Here is a 17,384-nt window from a genome sequence, read left to right on the forward strand (position 1 = left end):
CGAGATGGTCATGCCCGGCGACAACGTGTCGTTCGGCGTTGAGCTGATCGCACCGATCGCGATGGAGCAGGGCCTGCGCTTCGCGATCCGCGAAGGCGGCCGCACCGTCGGAGCCGGCGTTGTGTCGAAAATCACTGAATAATTCGCGCAAGCGAATGATCAGACGAAAAGGGCGTCCCTCGGGACGCCCTTTTTCGTTTGAGCCATACAGTTCCGAGGTGGGCTTAAACATTTTCGAACCGAGATGACGTTTAGAAAGCTCGCCGTCGTTAAGGGCAAAACGGATTGAGGTTTCTTAATCCAAAGTCCACCTCACCCAAATACAGGAAACCCACATGTGATCTGAAACAAAAAAAGCGGGGCGTGCGCAGGCCGAGCCGCTGACGTAATCAGGAGGAAATCATGTTAGGTTTTGAATTCTTGAACTATGGAACGCAAATCCTTCACAGCAAGGATCTGGAGGACATGCGTGCCGCTATCCTTAGTGACGACGACCAAGAAATCGACTGTGATATCAGTGAGTTTAGCCGCGAGCGTAGGCGGTTCGACGTCCGGCTTGTCGAGCAGCCTAGCAGAATCTGATGCGTTTAAGCGTGTCCAGAACCTGTGTCGTCAACCAGCGTATTCACCGTAACGTGGGGTGAAAACCTTCCAGACCGTTTCGGTTTTCTCTGACTGCTCAATTGTCGCATGTAGGCTGTACACCTCGCCCATAGTCCTTTAGCGCGTTCTTGTTGCGAAGTTGGTCCTGAAGATCAGTACTTGGTGCTGGGTCGTGTCGCTCTTTGAGGTGGGACAAAGCCAACAAACCCCTTGCCAAACCCCACCAACACCACTAATACGCGCGAGTTCTCGATAAGAACGTCAAGGCGGGGTGATTCCCGCCTTTTGGGTTCGAAGAGGGTTGGCGATGCGCGTCTGTCCTCCTCTCAACCTCAACGCCTGATAAAAGGCTGTATCTATGCAAAGCCAAAACATCCGTATTCGGCTGAAGGCATTTGACTATCGCGTTCTGGATGCCAGCACGCAAGAGATCGTCAACACTGCCAAGCGGACCGGCGCGAACGTGCGCGGCCCGATCCCGCTGCCGAACAAGATTGAGAAGTTCACGGTTCTCCGTGGCCCTCACGTTGACAAGAAATCCCGCGACCAGTTCGAGATCCGTACGCACAAGCGTCTCTTGGACATCGTTGATCCGACCCCCCAGACCGTTGACGCGCTGATGAAGCTCGACCTCGCTGCTGGTGTGGACGTCGAGATCAAGCTGCAGTCGTAAGATCGGAGGGTATAGATTATGCGCTCTGGTATTATCGCAAAAAAAGTTGGCATGACCCGCCTGTTCATGGAAGACGGCAAGCAGATCCCTGTGACCGTTCTTCACCTGGACAACCTGCAGGTTGTTGCACAGCGTACCGCTGACAAAGACGGCTACACCGCCGTTCAGTTGGGCGCCGGTGCTGCCAAGGCAAAACGCACCTCGAAAGCCATGCGCGGGCACTACGCCGCTGCAAAGGTTGAGCCCAAGCGTAAGCTGGCCGAGTTCCGCGTCTCCGAAGATGGCCTGATTGATGTGGGCGCCGAGATTTCGGCAGAACACTTCCTGGAAGGTCAGAAAGTTGACGTTTCGGGCACCTCGATCGGTAAAGGCTTTGCCGGTGCGATGAAGCGCTGGAACTTTGGTGGTCTGCGCGCCTCGCACGGTGTTTCGATCAGCCACCGTTCGCACGGTTCGACCGGTCAGTGTCAGGACCCAGGCAAGGTGTTCAAAGGCAAGAAGATGGCCGGTCACATGGGTGCTGCCCGTGTAACCACCCAGAACCTGGAAGTCGTCAAAACCGACGCCGACCGGAACCTGGTCTTCATCAAAGGCGCCGTTCCTGGACCGAAATCGGGCTGGGTCACCGTCAAGGACGCCGTGAAGAAGAAAGCACCGGAAGGCCTGCCTTTCCCGGCTGCTGTGAAATCGGCTGCAACCGAAGCACCTGCGGAAGAAGCTCCCGCGGAAGGTGGTGAAGCATGAAACTTGATGTAATCAAACTGGACGGCGGCAAAGCCGGCGACATCGAGCTGAACGCCGATCTGTTCGGTCTCGAGCCGCGTGCGGACATCCTGCACCGTGTGGTCCGTTGGCAGCGCAACAACGCGCAGGCCGGCACCCACAAGGTCAAGACCCGCTCGGAAACCAGCTACTCGACCAAGAAGATCTATCGCCAGAAGGGCACCGGTGGCGCACGCCATGGTGACCGCAACGCGCCGATCTTCCGTGGTGGTGGTATCTACAAAGGCCCCGTCGTGCGCTCGCACGGCCACGACCTGCCCAAGAAGTTCCGCAAGCTTGGCCTGCGCCACGCTCTGTCGGCCAAAGCCAAGGCAGGTGAACTGGTTGTGATCGAAAACGCCGAAGCCGAAGGCAAGACTGCTGCTCTGGCCAAACAGGTTGCAAACCTGGGCTGGAAACGTGCTCTGGTCATCGACGGCGCGACCGTGAACGAAGGGTTCCTGAAAGCGTCTAAAAACATCGAAGGTCTGGATATCCTGCCGTCGATGGGCGCAAACGTCTATGACATCCTCAAGCGTGACACTCTGGTGCTCACCAAAGCGGCTGTCGAAGCACTGGAGGCTCGTCTGAAATGAGCGCGAAGGCAGAACACTACGACGTGATCCGCAAGCCGATCATCACCGAAAAGTCTACCATGGCGTCAGAAAACGGCGCGGTTGTCTTTGAAGTGGCGATCGACAGCAACAAGCCGCAGATCAAAGAGGCCGTTGAGGCGCTGTTTGGTGTGAAGGTCAAAGCGGTGAACACCACCGTGACCAAAGGCAAGGTCAAGCGGTTCCGCGGCCAGCTGGGTCGCCGGAAAGACGTCAAAAAAGCATATGTGACCCTGGAAGAGGGCAACACAATCGACGTGAGCACCGGTCTTTGATCCGACGCTTACTGCAACTATTCACGGCCTCGGCGGTTCAACCCGCCGGGGCCGATTTCGTTTCAGACCCTGAAACTGTGCGTTCGCAGGTTCTGGATCAAATGCGGGCGTTCAGCGCCGAGCCCTATTTCCAGATTGCCGACGAACAGCTGGGGCTGCTGTCCGTCTTCGATGATCTGAAATATGACCGGGCGGATGTGGACATGATCTCTCCGGCGATGCGCAAGCATGTGGTCGGCAAGCTTGGTCCGCTGGGGTTCCGCCAGACCTCCGGCACGGTATTGGAGCACGCCGAGGCTGATATGCGCGTGCACATCCCCAAGTTTCACGCCCTCGGCGCGTCGCCTTTCGACATCGCGCGCTATACCGAGAAACGCCCGCAGGATTGCTGTCTGCTGACGCCGACGCAGGTGGCCTGTCAGTACGTGGATCACTATGAGTTGGACGAGGCCGTGCAGCGGATTGAGGCGTTGATTGCGAAGCACCCGATCAACCTGCTCAAACTGGCGGATTATCTGGAAGGCAAACCCAAACACCGCGCCTTTCGCGAGGTGCTGGGGCATATCAAACTCAAGCAGAGGATCGCGGTGGAGTCCGAGCCTCTTTGCCGCAGGCGGTCTTTGGGGTGAGTACTGGGTGAAGCCTTTGTTGTGTGATCAATAGACACCCCTGCGATACCGGAGTCTGCGTATGCGACAGAAACGATCAAATCGACTTGTTATTGCGTCTTGATAGTAATCTGCGACGCAAGGACCTCTGCTCTATGCACACAGAGCGCTGAACCCAGAAAGATGATACAACAACAATAAGTTTCAAATACAATGTCATAAGAACCTGAGAAGTGTCACCACCAGTTCGTGGAGGTATCGAAATTGAGATTGTCTGTCTTTTGCGTTTTTACCCTGGCCTTGCCGTTTCCCTGTTTTTCACAGGAATCAACTCCAACCGACATTAAGAATGCCATTCTGACCAGCAGATCAGGCGATTGCGCTGACTACATTGGTAGCTACAAAGCGGACGTCGAGGATATCCAAAAGGGCACCTCCTACGAGGCACAAGTCAAGATAGACGCCGACAACGAGACTTGTACAATTGCTACGAATGGGACGCCCAACCATGACTTCAATGGTGCGACAGCACGTTTTGCCAATGACTTTCGTCCCTTGTTGAGTGAATTCCAAATTGCGCGAAAGCCAGAAAAGGCTACAAACCCGAGTCCCCTCGGCCAACAGGCATACAACGCCATATTGTTGAATGGCGTACCTGTGGATTTGCTTTCGGCAGGTTGCTATCGACCAGATGCTCCCCGAGCTGACAAAAACGGCAACGTGCTTGCTGGTTGTACCATCCGCGACCCCTGGCTGATCGATCCGCCATCTTACGATAAGTACTTTGGGGTTGATTTACATAATGCGCATACACAGCCAGATGGCAGATATCACTACCATTCGAACCCGAACGCACTGTTCAATGACCGACAGTTCGATGCGCCTTCTCCAGTAATCGGTTTTGCGTCAGACGGTTTCCCGATATACGGAACAATCTTCGAGGATAGCGACGGGAAAATTCGAGCGGCCCTCTCGGGCTATGAGTTGAAGTCTACGGAGAGGCCAAAACCGCCGAACGGCCCGGGTGGTATGCCGGATGGCACTTACATTGAAGACTATGAGTTCACAGGCAATGGAGATCTGGATGAATGCAATGGTATGACCGTTGATGGTCAATACGGGTACTATGTCACAAGCTCGTATCCATGGATTCTGAATTGCTACACAGGAACTCCCAACCCTTCGTTCCGAAAGTGATTTGGAAACGGTTGTCCAAAACTGTTCAATCTGTGGCGCCACAGGTAAGAATTAACGAGTGCTACCGAGATTTGCAGCATGCACTTGGCTAGCTTGAAAGAATCCGCCGCCCCCTATAGACACCCACCCCCAACCCTGTTACACGCTCCCAATCTTGCGGCCTCGGATTCGTTCCGGGGCCTCTGATATTTGTAACCGGGGACCTTCGGGGCCCTATACCCTTGGCACCTACGGGGGCCTATCACATAGCGGGGAAACTCCCTGCACTTGCTAAACGGAAGACAGAAAGCATGGCACTCAAGTCGTACAAGCCGACGACGCCGGGCCAGCGCGGGCTGGTGCTGATCGACCGTTCGGAGCTTTGGAAAGGACGTCCGGTCAAGTCTCTCACTGAGGGTTTGACCAAATCGGGCGGCCGGAACAACACCGGACGGATCACTTCACGCCGCCGCGGCGGTGGCGCAAAGCGTCTCTACCGGATCGTTGACTTCAAACGGAACAAATTTGATGTCGCGGCAACCGTCGAGCGGATCGAATATGACCCGAACCGGACCGCATTCATCGCACTGGTAAAATACGAAGACGGCGAGCAGGCATATATCCTGGCTCCGCAGCGTCTGGCTGTTGGTGACAAAGTCGTGGCATCCGCCAAGGCCGACATCAAGCCGGGCAACGCGATGCCGTTCTCGGGCATGCCCATCGGTACCATCGTCCACAACATCGAGATGAAGCCTGGCAAAGGCGGTCAGATCGCACGTGCGGCCGGTACTTACGCTCAGTTCGTTGGTCGCGATGGCGGCTACGCTCAGATCCGTCTGAGCTCGGGCGAGCTGCGCATGGTCCGTCAGGAATGCATGGCCACCATCGGTGCCGTGTCCAACCCCGACAACAGCAACCAAAACCTCGGTAAAGCCGGTCGCATGCGCCACAAGGGCGTTCGTCCGTCGGTTCGTGGTGTTGCAATGAACCCGATCGATCACCCGCACGGTGGTGGTGAAGGTCGTACCTCGGGTGGCCGTACACCGGTTACGCCGTGGGGTAAGGACACCAAGGGTAAGCGTACCCGCAACAAGAACAAAGCGTCCCAGAAGCTGATCATCCGCTCGCGGCACGCCAAGAAGAAGGGACGTTAATCCATGTCTCGCTCTGTTTGGAAGGGTCCTTTCGTCGATGCTTACGTGCTGAAAAAAGCCGAAGCAGCGCGCGAGTCGGGCCGCAACGAAGTCATCAAAATCTGGTCGCGTCGTTCCACCATTCTGCCCCAGTTCGTGGGTCTGACCTTTGGTGTGTACAACGGCCAGAAGCACATTCCCGTCAACGTCTCGGAAGACATGATCGGTCAGAAGTTCGGTGAATACTCGCCGACCCGCACCTATTATGGCCACGCCGCAGACAAAAAAGCGAAGCGGAAGTAAGTCATGGGCAAGGAAAAGAACCCCCGCCGCGTGGCTGAAAACGAAGCAATGGCGAAAACGCGCATGCTTCGCACCAGCCCGCAGAAACTGAACCTGGTTGCGCAAATGATCCGCGGCAAGAAAGTCGAGAAGGCTCTGACCGACCTGACTTTCAGCAACAAGCGTGTCGCGCAGGACGTTAAGAAGTGCCTGCAGTCCGCAATCGCGAATGCCGAAAACAACCACAACCTGGACGTTGACGAGCTGATCGTCGCCGAAGCATGGGTTGGCAAGAACCTGGTCATGAAGCGCGGTCGTCCGCGTGCCCGTGGCCGTTTCGGCAAGATCATGAAGCCGTTCTCGGAGATCACCATCAAGGTGCGTCAAGTTGAGGAGCAAGCCTAATGGGTCATAAAGTAAATCCGATCGGCATGCGCCTGCAGGTCAACCGCACCTGGGACAGCCGCTGGTACGCCGACACCAAGGACTACGGTGATCTTCTGCTGGAAGACCTCAAGATCCGTGAGTTCATCAACAAAGAGTGCAAGCAGGCCGGTGTTGCCCGTGTGATCATCGAACGTCCGCACAAGAAGTGCCGCGTTACGATCCACACAGCACGTCCCGGTGTCATCATCGGCAAGAAAGGTGCAGACATCGAAGTTCTGCGCAAAAAGCTTGCTCGCATGACCGACAGCGAACTGCACCTGAACATCGTCGAAGTGCGCAAGCCCGAGCTTGACGCGCAGCTGGTTGCCGAGTCCATCGCTCAGCAGCTGGAACGTCGTGTTTCGTTCCGTCGCGCAATGAAGCGCTCGGTTCAGAACGCCATGCGCATGGGCGCCCTGGGTATCCGGGTGAACGTCGCTGGTCGTCTGGGCGGCGCCGAAATCGCACGGACCGAGTGGTACCGTGAAGGCCGCGTGCCTCTGCACACTCTGCGTGCCGACATCGATTACGCACATGCCGAAGCGATGACCCCCTACGGGATCATCGGGATCAAGGTCTGGATCTTCAAAGGTGAGATCATGGAGCACGATCCGCAGGCACGTGACCGTAAAGCACAGGAACTCCAGGACGGCCCTGCACCTCGTGGTGCTGGTGGCGGTCGTCGCTAAGGAGGGAAAGATATGCTTCAACCAAAGCGTACTAAATTCCGCAAGATGCACAAAGGCCGGATCAAGGGTCTCGCCAAGGGCGGCTCTGATCTGAACTTTGGCACCTACGGCCTGAAAGCTCTTGAGCCTGAGCGTGTAACTGCACGCCAGATCGAAGCTGCACGTCGTGCCATGACGCGTCACATGAAGCGTCAGGGTCGCGTCTGGATCCGCATCTTCCCCGACACTCCGGTCACTGCAAAGCCGATCGAAGTTCGTATGGGTAAAGGTAAAGGTTCGGTCGACCGCTGGGCATGCAAGGTCAAGCCTGGCCGCGTAATGTTCGAGATCGACGGCGTCAATGACGACATCGCCCGTGAGGCCCTGCGCCTGGCCGCGATGAAGCTGCCAATCAAGACTCGCGTCGTGGTTCGCGAAGACTGGTAATCAGTCCGGGGAAACCCGAACAGCATTGCCCCCGCCGAGAAATCGGTGGGGGCTTTTTCGTTTGTGGCCTCTCGCAAACCCGCTAGGCGCCCAATTCCGAGATTCAATACCGGCATTGCAAAAAAGATGGGGCTCAGGGGTGGCATATTCTCTCATCTGGTGAAAAGAAGCGCTCGCAATACCTTCTCAATCAGAGCTTGGGTCGATCATCCTCCGATACGGCTTGAGCACGAACTGTGCCTTGGCTCTGAAACCCCGCTGAAAGACCGAGGACACGTATGGGCCTTACTTGCCGGGACGTCATGGTCCCCCCTGAAAAACAGAAGACAATTCATCCCGATGACACAGTCGCCAAGGCGTTTGAGATCATCCGCGACAGCCGCGCCCGGTTCTTGCCGGTGGTGGGGGATGACGGTAGCTTCCAAGGCGTTTTCACCGCGCCCACGCTGATCAAGATGATCCTGCCGCGTGCGGCCCGTATTGGTGTTAGCGATGAGACGTCGCGCGTTGCAATCAGCCATCTCAGCTTTATGGATTTGACCAAGGAAGACATCAGCGAACAGATCAAGCGCCTGCACGAAGAGCGGGTCGGAGATCACATGTCGAACCCGGCCAACATCCCGGTTCTCGCACCAGACACGCCGGTGATGGAAGGCATTTTCCTGATCCACAAATTCAAACGCCACGTTTTCCTCGTGGAACCCGAGACCAATCGCTTTGTCGGCTCTGTCAGCCCGAACTCGTTGATTGATCACGCGCTGAGCTAACCCCTAAAGACCGGATCAGACCATTGACCGACCATTCCGTTTCGCATGGAGAACACGCGTTCTCCGTTCCTCAGCTGTTGGGGATTGACCCTCTGTGGGTCGCCACCGGTATCCTGATTGCAGTTTATGCCGTCCTGGTGACCGAAAAAGTAAACCGCGCCATTCTGGCCATGCTGGGGGCATCGCTGATGGTGCTGTTCGGCATCATCAACCAGGAACAGGCTGTCGCGGGCGTTGATGCCAACACATTGGCGCTGCTGATCGGCATGATGGTGATCGTCGGGATCACCAGTAAGTGCGGGTTGTTCCAATTCGTCGCCATCAAGGCCGCAAAGGTGGTCAAGGCCAATCCGACCGGCATTTTGATCATGCTGACGCTGATCACGGCGGTGTTCTCGGCTCTGCTCGACAACGTGACTACCGTTCTGTTGATCGCACCAATCACCTTGCTGATCACGGACGCGCTCGAGACGCGTGTTTACCCGTTCTTCTTTGCCGAGATTCTGGCTTCGAATGTGGGCGGTACGGCCACTCTGATTGGTGACCCGCCGAACATCATCATCGGCTCGGCTGCGGGCCTCAGCTTCAATGACTTCGTGGTCAATCTTGCGCCGATCTCGGCCATCTGTCTGGTGGTGCTGACCGGTATCATTTATTTGATGAACCGCCGCACGCTGGCCGCCATTCCGAAATCGGCCTGCGAAAAGATCATGCGTTTCAACGAAAACGAAGCGATCACCGATGTCGGCCTGATGATCAAATCCCTGTCGGTTCTGGCGCTGACCCTTCTTGGCTTCACGCTTGGCCATGGCTACGGCATCCAGCCGGGCACCTCGGCGCTGGCTGGCGCCGCGCTGTTGATGCTGTTGGCCTATGGGCACCAGCACGGAGAAGAACAGTCCGAATCCGTTCACCACATCTTTGGCGAGGTTGAGTGGATCACCATTTTCTTCTTCGGCGGTTTGTTCGTCATCGTTGCAGGTGTCGAGCATGTCGGCCTGCTTGAGTTCTTCGGTGAGAAAGTGCTGGAGCTGACCGAAGGCGACATGATGTGGACTGCGTTCTTCATCTTCTGGGCCTCGGGTATCTTGTCGGCCATTCTGGATAACATCCCGTTCGTGGCCACGATGATCCCTCTGATCGAGTCCACGGCTGACACGTTCGGCGGGCCTGATGCGATCGAGCCTCTGTGGTGGTCGCTGGCTCTGGGCGCCTGTCTGGGCGGCAACGGGACCTTGCTGGGCGCAAGCGCCAACCTGACGGTTGCTGCCTTTGCCGAAAAGGCCAAGCAGCCGATTGGCTTCGTCAAATTCGCGCTCATGGCGTTCCCGATCATGATCCTGACCCTGATGATCGCCAACGTCTACCTCTGGCTGCGCTACTTCTACTAAAGCGCTTAACGATAAGTCGCACCCAAGCAGCCGCTTTTCTGAGGCGGCTGCTCTCGCCCTTGTGCCTCGGCTGGGATATAGCCGGGGCATGGCACAGATTGAATCACTCTTCGTTACCCGTCTCTATCGCGCAGCTTTGTCCGAGTTCGATCCCAAGATCGACGCGGGCGAGCTGGAAAACTCCTGTCTTGTTATTGCCGAGGATGATGAGGCCGGGCAGGAATGGTGTGAAGAGAATGGCTATCCCGGCTACACCAGCTACGCCTCGCTGACCGATTTGCCCTGGCGCTTCCCGATCTTTAACGATTTGGTAAAGGCGCTGGATCAGCACGTCGCCGTCTTTGCGAAGGATCTGGAATTTGATCTGGGCGAGGGTGCGCTGAAGCTTGAAGACCTATGGATCAACATCCTGCCGGAGGGTGGGATGCATTCCAGCCACCTGCACCCACACAGTGTGATCTCAGGCACGACTTATGTTGCCATGCCCGAAGGGGCGAGCGCGCTGAAGCTGGAGGATCCGCGTTCAGGTCGCATGATGGCCGCGCCGACGCGCCTAAAATTTGGGCGAAAGGACTTGCAACCTTTCATTTATGTTCAACCTCAAGTGGGGGATGTGCTACTCTGGGAGAGTTGGCTGCGCCACGAAGTTCCGATGAATATGGCCGAGGATGATCGGATCAGTGTCAGTTTCAACTATAAGTGGGAATGAGAGTGAAAACCCTCAATGTTGATTAAATTTTTTTTAGGCAGTTCTTTTCTAGTAGCGTTGCTAGCGTCTTCGGTTAGCGCGGAATGTCCCAGTAAAGAACACGTTGATACCGGCATTGTCCTTGTTCGCGAGCCTGGCAAGAATCTGGATGACATTGAATACGTCTCTCATGCAGGGGGTATTCTTGCGAGTACTGTCGACCCGGGGGCAAATGAAACTCGGCGAGAAGTTTATTTTGCCCATCCAATTTTGCCGCCCCAAGGGTTGCCCGACACAAAATGGTTCCGAAGTTATGAGCGAAAATTGGACTCGCTAGATATCCTGGACAGTCAAAAGAAGTGGAACTCAGACTTCGTCGACTATCCCAACACCGACAATGCCCAGTCGGGTTCAATTGAGGTCGAGTTTCAAAGATACCGGATTGAAAGGGTTGGGGCCTGCAAGTATCGAGTTTGGGATGTCCTGCTCAAAGAGAGTGTCGAGGGTTCCCACGCGTTTACTGAGCGGATGTTATATGCCCCTGAGCTGCAAATGGTGCTGAGAAGAGGCGTGGCTGCGGGTGACTCTTTACCTGTATTGGACAGCGGATTTCACCAATTGCAAATCAAAGACGACAATTCATAGGCCTTAGCTTCAACCCGACGTCGGTGAGACACGGTTTTTCTGTCCAATTCGCACCCTAAAACTTCCTCTTGCCACCCACCGCTTAAACCCTTATACGGCGGCATCCTGCAAGTCCCCCGGCCGAGTCGGGGGATTCGCATGTCTATCATTCATCCACCAGGTCCAAGGTGACCCTGTCAGGGGGCCTTCTGGTGTTTTGAGCAAAGGAAAAAGGCGATGAACGCCCAAGAACTGCGTGACAAGACCCCGGACCAGCTCCGCGAGGAACTGGCCAACCTGAAGAAAGAAAGCTTTAACCTGCGCTTTCAACAGGCAACCGGTCAGCTGGAAAACACTGCTGGCATCAAAGCGGCTCGCCGCAACGCTGCCCGCGTCAAAACCATTCTGAACGAAAAGGCCGCTGCTGCGGCATCGGAGGAGTAATCCTATGCCCAAGCGTATCCTGTCCGGCGTAGTCACCAGCGACGCCAACGAGCAAACCGTAACCGTTTCGGTTGAGCGTCGTTTCAAGCACCCGCTGCTGCACAAAACCGTTCGTAAGTCCAAGAAATACCGGGCTCACGACGAAAAGAACGCCTTCAAGGTCGGTGACACAGTCCGCATCATCGAATGCGCGCCGAAATCGAAGACGAAACGTTGGGAAGTTCTGGAAGCGTAAGCCTCCGGGATTTTCCCATTTGTCGAAACCCTGGGGGATCTAACGAGACCAGCCCCCACAGGTCGGGAGAAACCACATGATCCAGATGCAGACCAATCTGGATGTCGCTGACAACTCCGGCGCACGCCGAGTTCAGTGCATCAAGGTCCTGGGTGGTTCCAAGCGTAAATACGCCTCCGTTGGCGACATCATTGTCGTCTCGGTGAAGGAAGCCATCCCGCGCGGCCGCGTAAAGAAAGGTGACGTCCGCAAGGCCGTCGTCGTACGCACCGCCAAGGAAGTCCGTCGCGAAGACGGCACCGCGATCCGCTTCGATCGCAACGCCGCCGTCATCCTGAACAACAACAACGAGCCAGTCGGTACCCGTATCTTTGGCCCCGTTGTTCGTGAACTGCGCGGCAAGAACTTCATGAAAATCATCTCGCTGGCTCCGGAGGTGCTGTAATCATGGCTGCTAAACTCCGCAAAGGCGACAAGGTCGTCGTGCTGGCCGGCAAGGACAAGGGCAAAGAGGGAACCATTTCCTCGGTTGACCCCAAAGCCGGTAAAGCTGTTGTCGAAGGCATCAACATTGCCATCCGTCACACCCGTCAGTCGCAAACTTCGCAAGGTGGTCGTCTGCCTCAGGCAAACCCGATCCAACTGTCGAACCTGGCGCTGCTGGACAAGAACGGCAAAGCAACCCGCGTTGGCTTCCGCATGGAAGGTGACAAGAAGGTCCGCTTCGCCAAGACCACAGGGGACGTGATCGATGCTTGATTCCGCAACCTACACCCCGCGTCTGAAAGCTCAGTACGCCGAAACCATCCGTGCCGCTCTGAAAGAAGAGTTCGGCTACAAGAACGACATGCAGCTGCCCAAGCTGGACAAAATCGTTCTGAACATCGGTTGTGGTGCTGAGGCGGTCAAAGACTCGAAGAAAGCGAAAGCTGCTGTCGAAGATCTGACTGCGATTGCTGGTCAAAAGGCCGTTGCAACCAAGGCGAAGAAGTCGATCGCGGGTTTCCGCGTCCGTGAAGACATGCCGCTGGGCGCGAAAGTGACCCTGCGCGGTGACCGGATGTACGAATTCCTGGATCGCCTGATCACCATCGCGCTGCCGCGCGTTCGTGACTTCCGCGGTGTTAAGCCGTCTTTCGATGGTCAGGGCAACTTTGCCATGGGCATGAAAGAGCACATCGTGTTCCCGGAAATCGACTTCGACAAAGTCGACGAGGTCTGGGGCCTGGATATCGTAATTGCCACCACAGCGAAAACCGACGCTGAAGCGAAGAGCCTGTTGAAAGCATTCAACATGCCGTTCAACGCGTAAGCGCCGGGAGGATTGAGACATGGCTAAGAAAGCAATGATCGAACGCGAAAAGAAGCGCGAACGCCTGGTGGCCAAATATGCCGCAAAGCGTGCCGAGCTGAAAGAAATCGCGAATGACGAGAGCCGCCCGATGGAAGAGCGTTTCAAAGCGCGTCTGAAACTGGCGAAACTGCCGCGCAACAGCTCGGCTACCCGTCTGCACAACCGTTGTCAGCTGACCGGTCGTCCCCACGCTTACTACCGTAAGCTGAAGGTCAGCCGTATCGCGCTGCGCGAGCTGGGTTCTGCTGGTCAGATCCCCGGCATGGTGAAATCGAGCTGGTAAGGGAGACATAGATATGAATGATCCTATCGGCGATATGCTCACCCGTATCCGCAACGCGCAAATGCGCGGCAAGTCCACCGTTTCCACCCCGGCTTCCAAGCTGCGCGGTTGGGTTCTGGACGTACTGGCGGACGAAGGCTACATCCGTGGCTATGAAAAGACGACCGGTGCAAACGGTCATCCGGCCATCGAAATCAGCCTGAAATACTACGAAGGCACCCCTGTCATTCGCGAGTTGAAGCGGGTTTCGAAACCCGGTCGTCGCGTCTACATGGGCGTCAATGACATCCCGCAGGTCCGTCAGGGTCTGGGCGTGTCGATTGTCAGCACTCCGAAAGGTGTGATGTCGGACGCAAACGCTCGCTCCAACAATGTTGGCGGCGAAGTGCTCTGCACCGTCTTCTAAGGAGGTCTGCAATGTCTCGTATTGGTAAAAAACCGGTCGAGCTGCCCAGCGGCGTTACCGCCTCTGTGTCTGGCCAGACCATCGAAGTTAAAGGTCCGAAAGGCACCCGCAGCTTCACCGCCACCGACGACGTGACGCTGTCGGTTGAAGACAACGTGGTCAAGATCGACCCCCGTGGCATGTCCAAGCGTGCCCGCCAGCAGTGGGGCATGAGCCGCACCATGGTTGCCAACCTGGTAACCGGTGTGACCGAAGGCTTCAAAAAAGAGCTGGAGATCCAGGGTGTTGGTTACCGGGCTCAGATGCAGGGCAACACCCTGAAGCTGAACCTGGGTTACAGCCACGATGTTGATTTCACTGCTCCGGAAGGTGTCACCATCACCGCGCCGAAGCAGACCGAAATCGTTGTGGAAGGTATCGACCAGCAGCAGGTGGGCGAAGTCGCGGCCAAAATCCGCGAATGGCGCCGTCCCGAGCCGTACAAAGGCAAGGGCATCCGCTACAAGGGCGAATTCATCTTCCGCAAGGAAGGCAAGAAGAAGTAAGGACGCAAACAATGGCAAACAGCAAAAGAACCCTGTTTCTGAAGCGCCGCCTGCGCGTTCGGAACAAACTTCGCAAAGTCAACGCCGGCCGTGTACGCCTGTCGGTTCACCGTTCGAACAAGAACATCAGCGTTCAGCTGATCGACGACGTTCGCGGCGTGACCCTGGCATCGGCCTCGACCCTGGAAAAAGATCTGGGTGTTGTTGGCAAGAACAACGTCGAAGCGGCCACCAAAGTGGGCGCGGCCATCGCCGAGCGTGCCAAGAAGGCAGGCGTCGAAGAGGCCTATTTCGATCGTGGTGGCTTCCTGTTCCACGGCAAGGTGAAGGCAGTTGCCGACGCCGCGCGTGAAGGTGGTCTGAAGATCTAAGACTTGCGGGCAGCTTTGCGGCTGCCCCGATGATCCGGGGGCCTCGGCAACAGTCGCGGCTCACTTGGATTGAAGCAAACGGCGCCGTATGCGCCACATGAGAAGAGGGATGCCAAATGGCAGAACGTGAAAACCGTCGGGGCCGTGGCCGCGACCGTGAAGAAGCACCGGAATTTGCAGATCGCCTGGTCGCAATCAACCGCGTGTCGAAAACCGTAAAAGGTGGTAAGCGCTTTGGCTTCGCCGCTCTGGTGGTTGTCGGCGATCAGAAAGGCCGCGTCGGCTTTGGTAAAGGTAAAGCGAAAGAAGTACCTGAAGCCATCCGTAAGGCGACTGAGCAAGCCAAGCGTCAGATGATCCGCGTGCAACTGCGCGAAGGTCGTACTCTGCACCACGACATCGAGGGCCGTCACGGCGCTGGTAAAGTGGTTATGCGCACCGCACCTGAAGGTACTGGTATCATCGCCGGTGGTCCGATGCGTGCTGTGTTCGAAATGCTGGGCGTTAAGGACGTTGTGTCCAAGTCGCTGGGCTCGCAGAACCCGTACAACATGATCCGCGCCACCATCAACGGCCTGCAAAAAGAGCAGAGCCCGCGTTCGGTTGCCGCACGTCGTGGTAAAAAAGTTGCCGACATCCTGCCCAAGCGGGACGAAGCACCGGCTGAAGCCGAAGCGTAAGGAGTAGCGAGCAATGGCAAAAACCATCGTCGTCAAGCAGATCGGTTCTCCGATCCGTCGCCCCGCCGAACAGCGCGCAACCCTGATCGGTCTGGGCCTGAACAAGATGCATCGCACCCGTGAGCTGGAGGACACGCCTTCGGTTCGCGGCATGGTCAACAAGATCCCGCATCTGGTTGAGATCATCGAAGAGCGCGGTTAAGCGCCCTCTCGATATGTTTTGGAAACGCCTCTGACCTGTGTCAGGGGCGTTTTCTTTTGCCCGACTGCATCTGCGAATCGCCTCGTTCGATCGCTTGACTCACGCATTGAATAGGGACGAGCGGGCCGCTGAATCCGTTGGCAACAACGGCGCAGAGGTCCTCTTACAAGGTCGAGTTTCAGCTTTCCCAATCCCGAAATTTGTCTTTTCCTAAATGGGGTTAGAAGATCGAATAGAGTTTCGTTTTCGGCTCCACAAACGCTTGCAAAAGCGATTTCGCCTCTGACAGAGTGGCCGGGCAGGAACCGGAAGCAGGGGCTGACTATGGCGCGCGACTATCTCAAAAAGGCGATGCTGACGGCGCAGTCTGATGCGCCTGAGGTTCACGATACGGTCAAGACCATTCTGGCGGAGATAGAAGCAGGCGGCGACGCGAAGGCGCTGGAATATGCGGCCAAGTTCGACAGGTTCGATGGGAACGTTCTGATGACGCAGGACGAGATCGACGCCGCAATTTCGCGGGTGCCCGAAAAGCTGAAGGCGGATATCCGTTTCGCTCATAACAACGTCCGCCATTTTGCCGAGGCGCAGAAGGCCACGATGACCGACGTACAGACCGAGATCGTGCCCGGCGTGATCGCTGGTCAAAAGGCGATACCTGTGGATGCGGCGGGCTGCTATGTGCCCGGCGGTCGGTACAGCCACATCGCCAGTGCAATAATGACCGTGACAACTGCCAAAGTGGCCGGATGTCGCCACATCATCGCGTGTTCTCCTCCGAAACCAGATGAAGGCGTTGCGCCTGCAGTAGTCTATGCAGCCCATATCTGTGGGGCCGACAGTATTCTGGCGATGGGAGGTGTGCAGGGTGTCGCCGCAATGCGATATGGCCTGTTCGGCCTGCCACGCGCAAATATCCTTGTAGGGCCGGGGAACCAATTCGTCGCGGAGGCCAAGCGCATCCTCTACGGTGAGGTTGGCATCGACATGATCGCAGGTCCGACCGACAGTCTAGTTCTCGCCGACAGCAGTGCAGATCCGCTTGTAGTGGCGACCGATCTCGTCAGCCAGGCGGAGCACGGGTATAACTCTCCTGTCTGGCTGGTGACAGATGACCGGGCGCTTGCGCAGAATGTCATGACACTGGTGCCCGAGTTGATTGCAGATCTTCCTGACCTGAACCGAGAGAACGCGGCTGCTGCGTGGCGTGACTATGCCGAAGTCATCGTATGTTCGGATCGCGAAGAGATGGCCGCTTGTTCCGATGACTACGCGCCGGAACACCTGACAGTCCAGGCCGAGGATCTGGAATGGTGGCTGGATCGCCTGACCTGCTATGGCTCTTTGTTTTTGGGGGAAGAGACCACGGTATCTTACGGGGACAAGGCGACGGGAACCAACCACGTACTCCCGACATCGGGGGCGGCCAGCTACACGGGCGGGCTAAGCGTCCACAAATACATGAAGATCGTGACATGGCAGCGGGCGACTCGAGAGGGCTCGAAACCCATTGCCCTGGCGACCGCCCGGATTTCGCGTGTAGAAGGGATGGAGGGGCATGCGCGGGCGGCCGATGTACGCCTCGCCAAGTATTTCCCGGATGAGGAATTTGATCTGCGTGCCGAGGGATGATCGGTCCAACCACCACCTGCCAAACTGTTCTCTGGCCTTGATACCGCACTGGGTACTATCCTTGGCTTGATAGGGCCGACCGGGTCGAAAGGAGT

The 17,384-nt window shown here is 56.6% G+C and carries 28 protein-coding genes; all 28 read left to right on the forward strand.

The genetic code is table 11. From position 1 onward, the window contains the following. Positions 1-142: EF-Tu C-terminal domain-related protein (locus ACR0NO_RS20405; RefSeq protein WP_480723619.1), on the forward strand; the 142-nt coding region annotated here is incomplete at its 5' end. An 819-nt stretch (positions 143-961) separates the two neighbouring features. Beyond that, the gene (rpsJ, locus tag ACR0NO_RS20410) at positions 962-1,276 is read left to right on the forward strand and encodes a 30S ribosomal protein S10 (RefSeq protein WP_008756422.1); all 315 of its coding nucleotides are present in this window, start codon (positions 962-964) and stop codon (positions 1,274-1,276) included. Between the two features lie 18 nt (positions 1,277-1,294). Further along, positions 1,295-2,020: a 50S ribosomal protein L3 gene (rplC, locus tag ACR0NO_RS20415; RefSeq protein WP_008758167.1), complete on the forward strand. Its 726-nt coding sequence runs from the start codon at positions 1,295-1,297 to the stop codon at positions 2,018-2,020. Next, a complete protein-coding gene (rplD, locus tag ACR0NO_RS20420) occupies positions 2,017-2,634 on the forward strand; it encodes a 50S ribosomal protein L4 (RefSeq protein WP_008756644.1) in 618 nt (205 codons plus the stop codon). The genes rplC and rplD overlap by 4 nt, the downstream gene beginning before the upstream one ends. Further along, positions 2,631-2,927 (forward strand): 50S ribosomal protein L23, encoded by a 297-nt coding sequence (locus ACR0NO_RS20425; RefSeq protein ID WP_008757532.1) that lies wholly within the window; start codon positions 2,631-2,633, stop codon positions 2,925-2,927. The genes rplD and ACR0NO_RS20425 overlap by 4 nt, the downstream gene beginning before the upstream one ends. After that, entirely contained in the window at positions 2,924-3,556 is a 633-nt protein-coding gene (locus ACR0NO_RS20430) for a hypothetical protein (RefSeq protein ID WP_480725350.1), read from the forward strand. The genes ACR0NO_RS20425 and ACR0NO_RS20430 overlap by 4 nt, the downstream gene beginning before the upstream one ends. Positions 3,557-3,799: 243 nt before the next feature. Further along, on the forward strand, positions 3,800-4,732 hold the full coding sequence (locus ACR0NO_RS20435) for a YHYH protein (protein ID WP_480725352.1): 933 nt from the start codon (positions 3,800-3,802) through the stop codon (positions 4,730-4,732). A 290-nt stretch (positions 4,733-5,022) separates the two neighbouring features. After that, positions 5,023-5,865, forward strand: a complete 843-nt coding sequence (gene rplB, locus ACR0NO_RS20440; protein ID WP_120633917.1) for a 50S ribosomal protein L2 — start codon at positions 5,023-5,025, stop codon at positions 5,863-5,865. A gap of 3 nt (positions 5,866-5,868) precedes the next feature. Beyond that, positions 5,869-6,147 (forward strand): 30S ribosomal protein S19, encoded by a 279-nt coding sequence (gene rpsS, locus ACR0NO_RS20445; protein ID WP_005980699.1) that lies wholly within the window; start codon positions 5,869-5,871, stop codon positions 6,145-6,147. Between the two features lie 3 nt (positions 6,148-6,150). Continuing rightward, positions 6,151-6,531, forward strand: coding sequence for a 50S ribosomal protein L22 (rplV, locus tag ACR0NO_RS20450; protein ID WP_039538267.1), 381 nt, complete (start codon positions 6,151-6,153; stop codon positions 6,529-6,531). Then, a complete protein-coding gene (rpsC, locus tag ACR0NO_RS20455; RefSeq protein WP_008758042.1) occupies positions 6,531-7,241 on the forward strand; it encodes a 30S ribosomal protein S3 in 711 nt (236 codons plus the stop codon). Before rplV ends, rpsC begins: the two co-directional genes overlap by 1 nt. 12 nt (positions 7,242-7,253) lie before the next feature. Continuing rightward, a complete protein-coding gene (gene rplP / locus ACR0NO_RS20460) occupies positions 7,254-7,667 on the forward strand; it encodes a 50S ribosomal protein L16 (RefSeq protein WP_058283513.1) in 414 nt (137 codons plus the stop codon). 302 nt (positions 7,668-7,969) lie between these two features. Further along, positions 7,970-8,434 (forward strand): CBS domain-containing protein, encoded by a 465-nt coding sequence (locus ACR0NO_RS20465; RefSeq protein WP_170380522.1) that lies wholly within the window; start codon positions 7,970-7,972, stop codon positions 8,432-8,434. Between the two features lie 23 nt (positions 8,435-8,457). Next, positions 8,458-9,825, forward strand: a complete 1,368-nt coding sequence (locus tag ACR0NO_RS20470; protein WP_170380523.1) for an ArsB/NhaD family transporter — start codon at positions 8,458-8,460, stop codon at positions 9,823-9,825. A gap of 88 nt (positions 9,826-9,913) precedes the next feature. Further along, entirely contained in the window at positions 9,914-10,534 is a 621-nt protein-coding gene (locus ACR0NO_RS20475) for a 2OG-Fe(II) oxygenase family protein (RefSeq protein WP_480725354.1), read from the forward strand. A 15-nt stretch (positions 10,535-10,549) separates the two neighbouring features. Further along, the gene (locus ACR0NO_RS20480) at positions 10,550-11,158 is read left to right on the forward strand and encodes a hypothetical protein (protein ID WP_480725356.1); all 609 of its coding nucleotides are present in this window, start codon (positions 10,550-10,552) and stop codon (positions 11,156-11,158) included. A 216-nt stretch (positions 11,159-11,374) separates the two neighbouring features. Next, on the forward strand, positions 11,375-11,581 hold the full coding sequence (gene rpmC, locus ACR0NO_RS20485) for a 50S ribosomal protein L29 (RefSeq protein WP_010437082.1): 207 nt from the start codon (positions 11,375-11,377) through the stop codon (positions 11,579-11,581). Positions 11,582-11,585: 4 nt separating this feature from the next. After that, positions 11,586-11,816, forward strand: coding sequence for a 30S ribosomal protein S17 (rpsQ, locus tag ACR0NO_RS20490; RefSeq protein WP_152459158.1), 231 nt, complete (start codon positions 11,586-11,588; stop codon positions 11,814-11,816). Between the two features lie 76 nt (positions 11,817-11,892). Next, entirely contained in the window at positions 11,893-12,261 is a 369-nt protein-coding gene (gene rplN, locus ACR0NO_RS20495) for a 50S ribosomal protein L14 (protein WP_008757934.1), read from the forward strand. Positions 12,262-12,263: 2 nt separating this feature from the next. Then, positions 12,264-12,575 carry a 50S ribosomal protein L24 gene (rplX, locus tag ACR0NO_RS20500; RefSeq protein ID WP_170356681.1) on the forward strand — a complete coding sequence of 104 codons (312 nt, stop codon included), beginning with the start codon at positions 12,264-12,266 and terminating at the stop codon, positions 12,573-12,575. Further along, a complete protein-coding gene (rplE, locus tag ACR0NO_RS20505) occupies positions 12,568-13,128 on the forward strand; it encodes a 50S ribosomal protein L5 (RefSeq protein ID WP_170642086.1) in 561 nt (186 codons plus the stop codon). Before rplX ends, rplE begins: the two co-directional genes overlap by 8 nt. A 19-nt stretch (positions 13,129-13,147) precedes the next feature. Beyond that, complete coding sequence (rpsN, locus tag ACR0NO_RS20510; RefSeq protein ID WP_068340744.1) at positions 13,148-13,453, forward strand: 30S ribosomal protein S14; 306 nt, start codon at positions 13,148-13,150, stop codon at positions 13,451-13,453. 13 nt (positions 13,454-13,466) lie between these two features. Further along, complete coding sequence (gene rpsH, locus ACR0NO_RS20515) at positions 13,467-13,859, forward strand: 30S ribosomal protein S8 (RefSeq protein ID WP_170373360.1); 393 nt, start codon at positions 13,467-13,469, stop codon at positions 13,857-13,859. A gap of 11 nt (positions 13,860-13,870) precedes the next feature. Then, positions 13,871-14,404 carry a 50S ribosomal protein L6 gene (gene rplF / locus ACR0NO_RS20520; protein WP_170373361.1) on the forward strand — a complete coding sequence of 178 codons (534 nt, stop codon included), beginning with the start codon at positions 13,871-13,873 and terminating at the stop codon, positions 14,402-14,404. Between the two features lie 11 nt (positions 14,405-14,415). Continuing rightward, positions 14,416-14,775 carry a 50S ribosomal protein L18 gene (gene rplR / locus ACR0NO_RS20525; RefSeq protein WP_039523386.1) on the forward strand — a complete coding sequence of 120 codons (360 nt, stop codon included), beginning with the start codon at positions 14,416-14,418 and terminating at the stop codon, positions 14,773-14,775. A 116-nt stretch (positions 14,776-14,891) separates the two neighbouring features. Then, on the forward strand, positions 14,892-15,455 hold the full coding sequence (gene rpsE, locus ACR0NO_RS20530) for a 30S ribosomal protein S5 (RefSeq protein ID WP_170356677.1): 564 nt from the start codon (positions 14,892-14,894) through the stop codon (positions 15,453-15,455). Between the two features lie 13 nt (positions 15,456-15,468). After that, entirely contained in the window at positions 15,469-15,657 is a 189-nt protein-coding gene (gene rpmD / locus ACR0NO_RS20535) for a 50S ribosomal protein L30 (RefSeq protein WP_074736195.1), read from the forward strand. Positions 15,658-15,981: 324 nt separating this feature from the next. Further along, entirely contained in the window at positions 15,982-17,289 is a 1,308-nt protein-coding gene (gene hisD / locus ACR0NO_RS20540) for a histidinol dehydrogenase (protein ID WP_480725358.1), read from the forward strand. Positions 17,290-17,384 lie beyond the last annotated feature (95 nt).

This window comes from Ruegeria sp. CL3 (genome assembly GCF_056536505.1).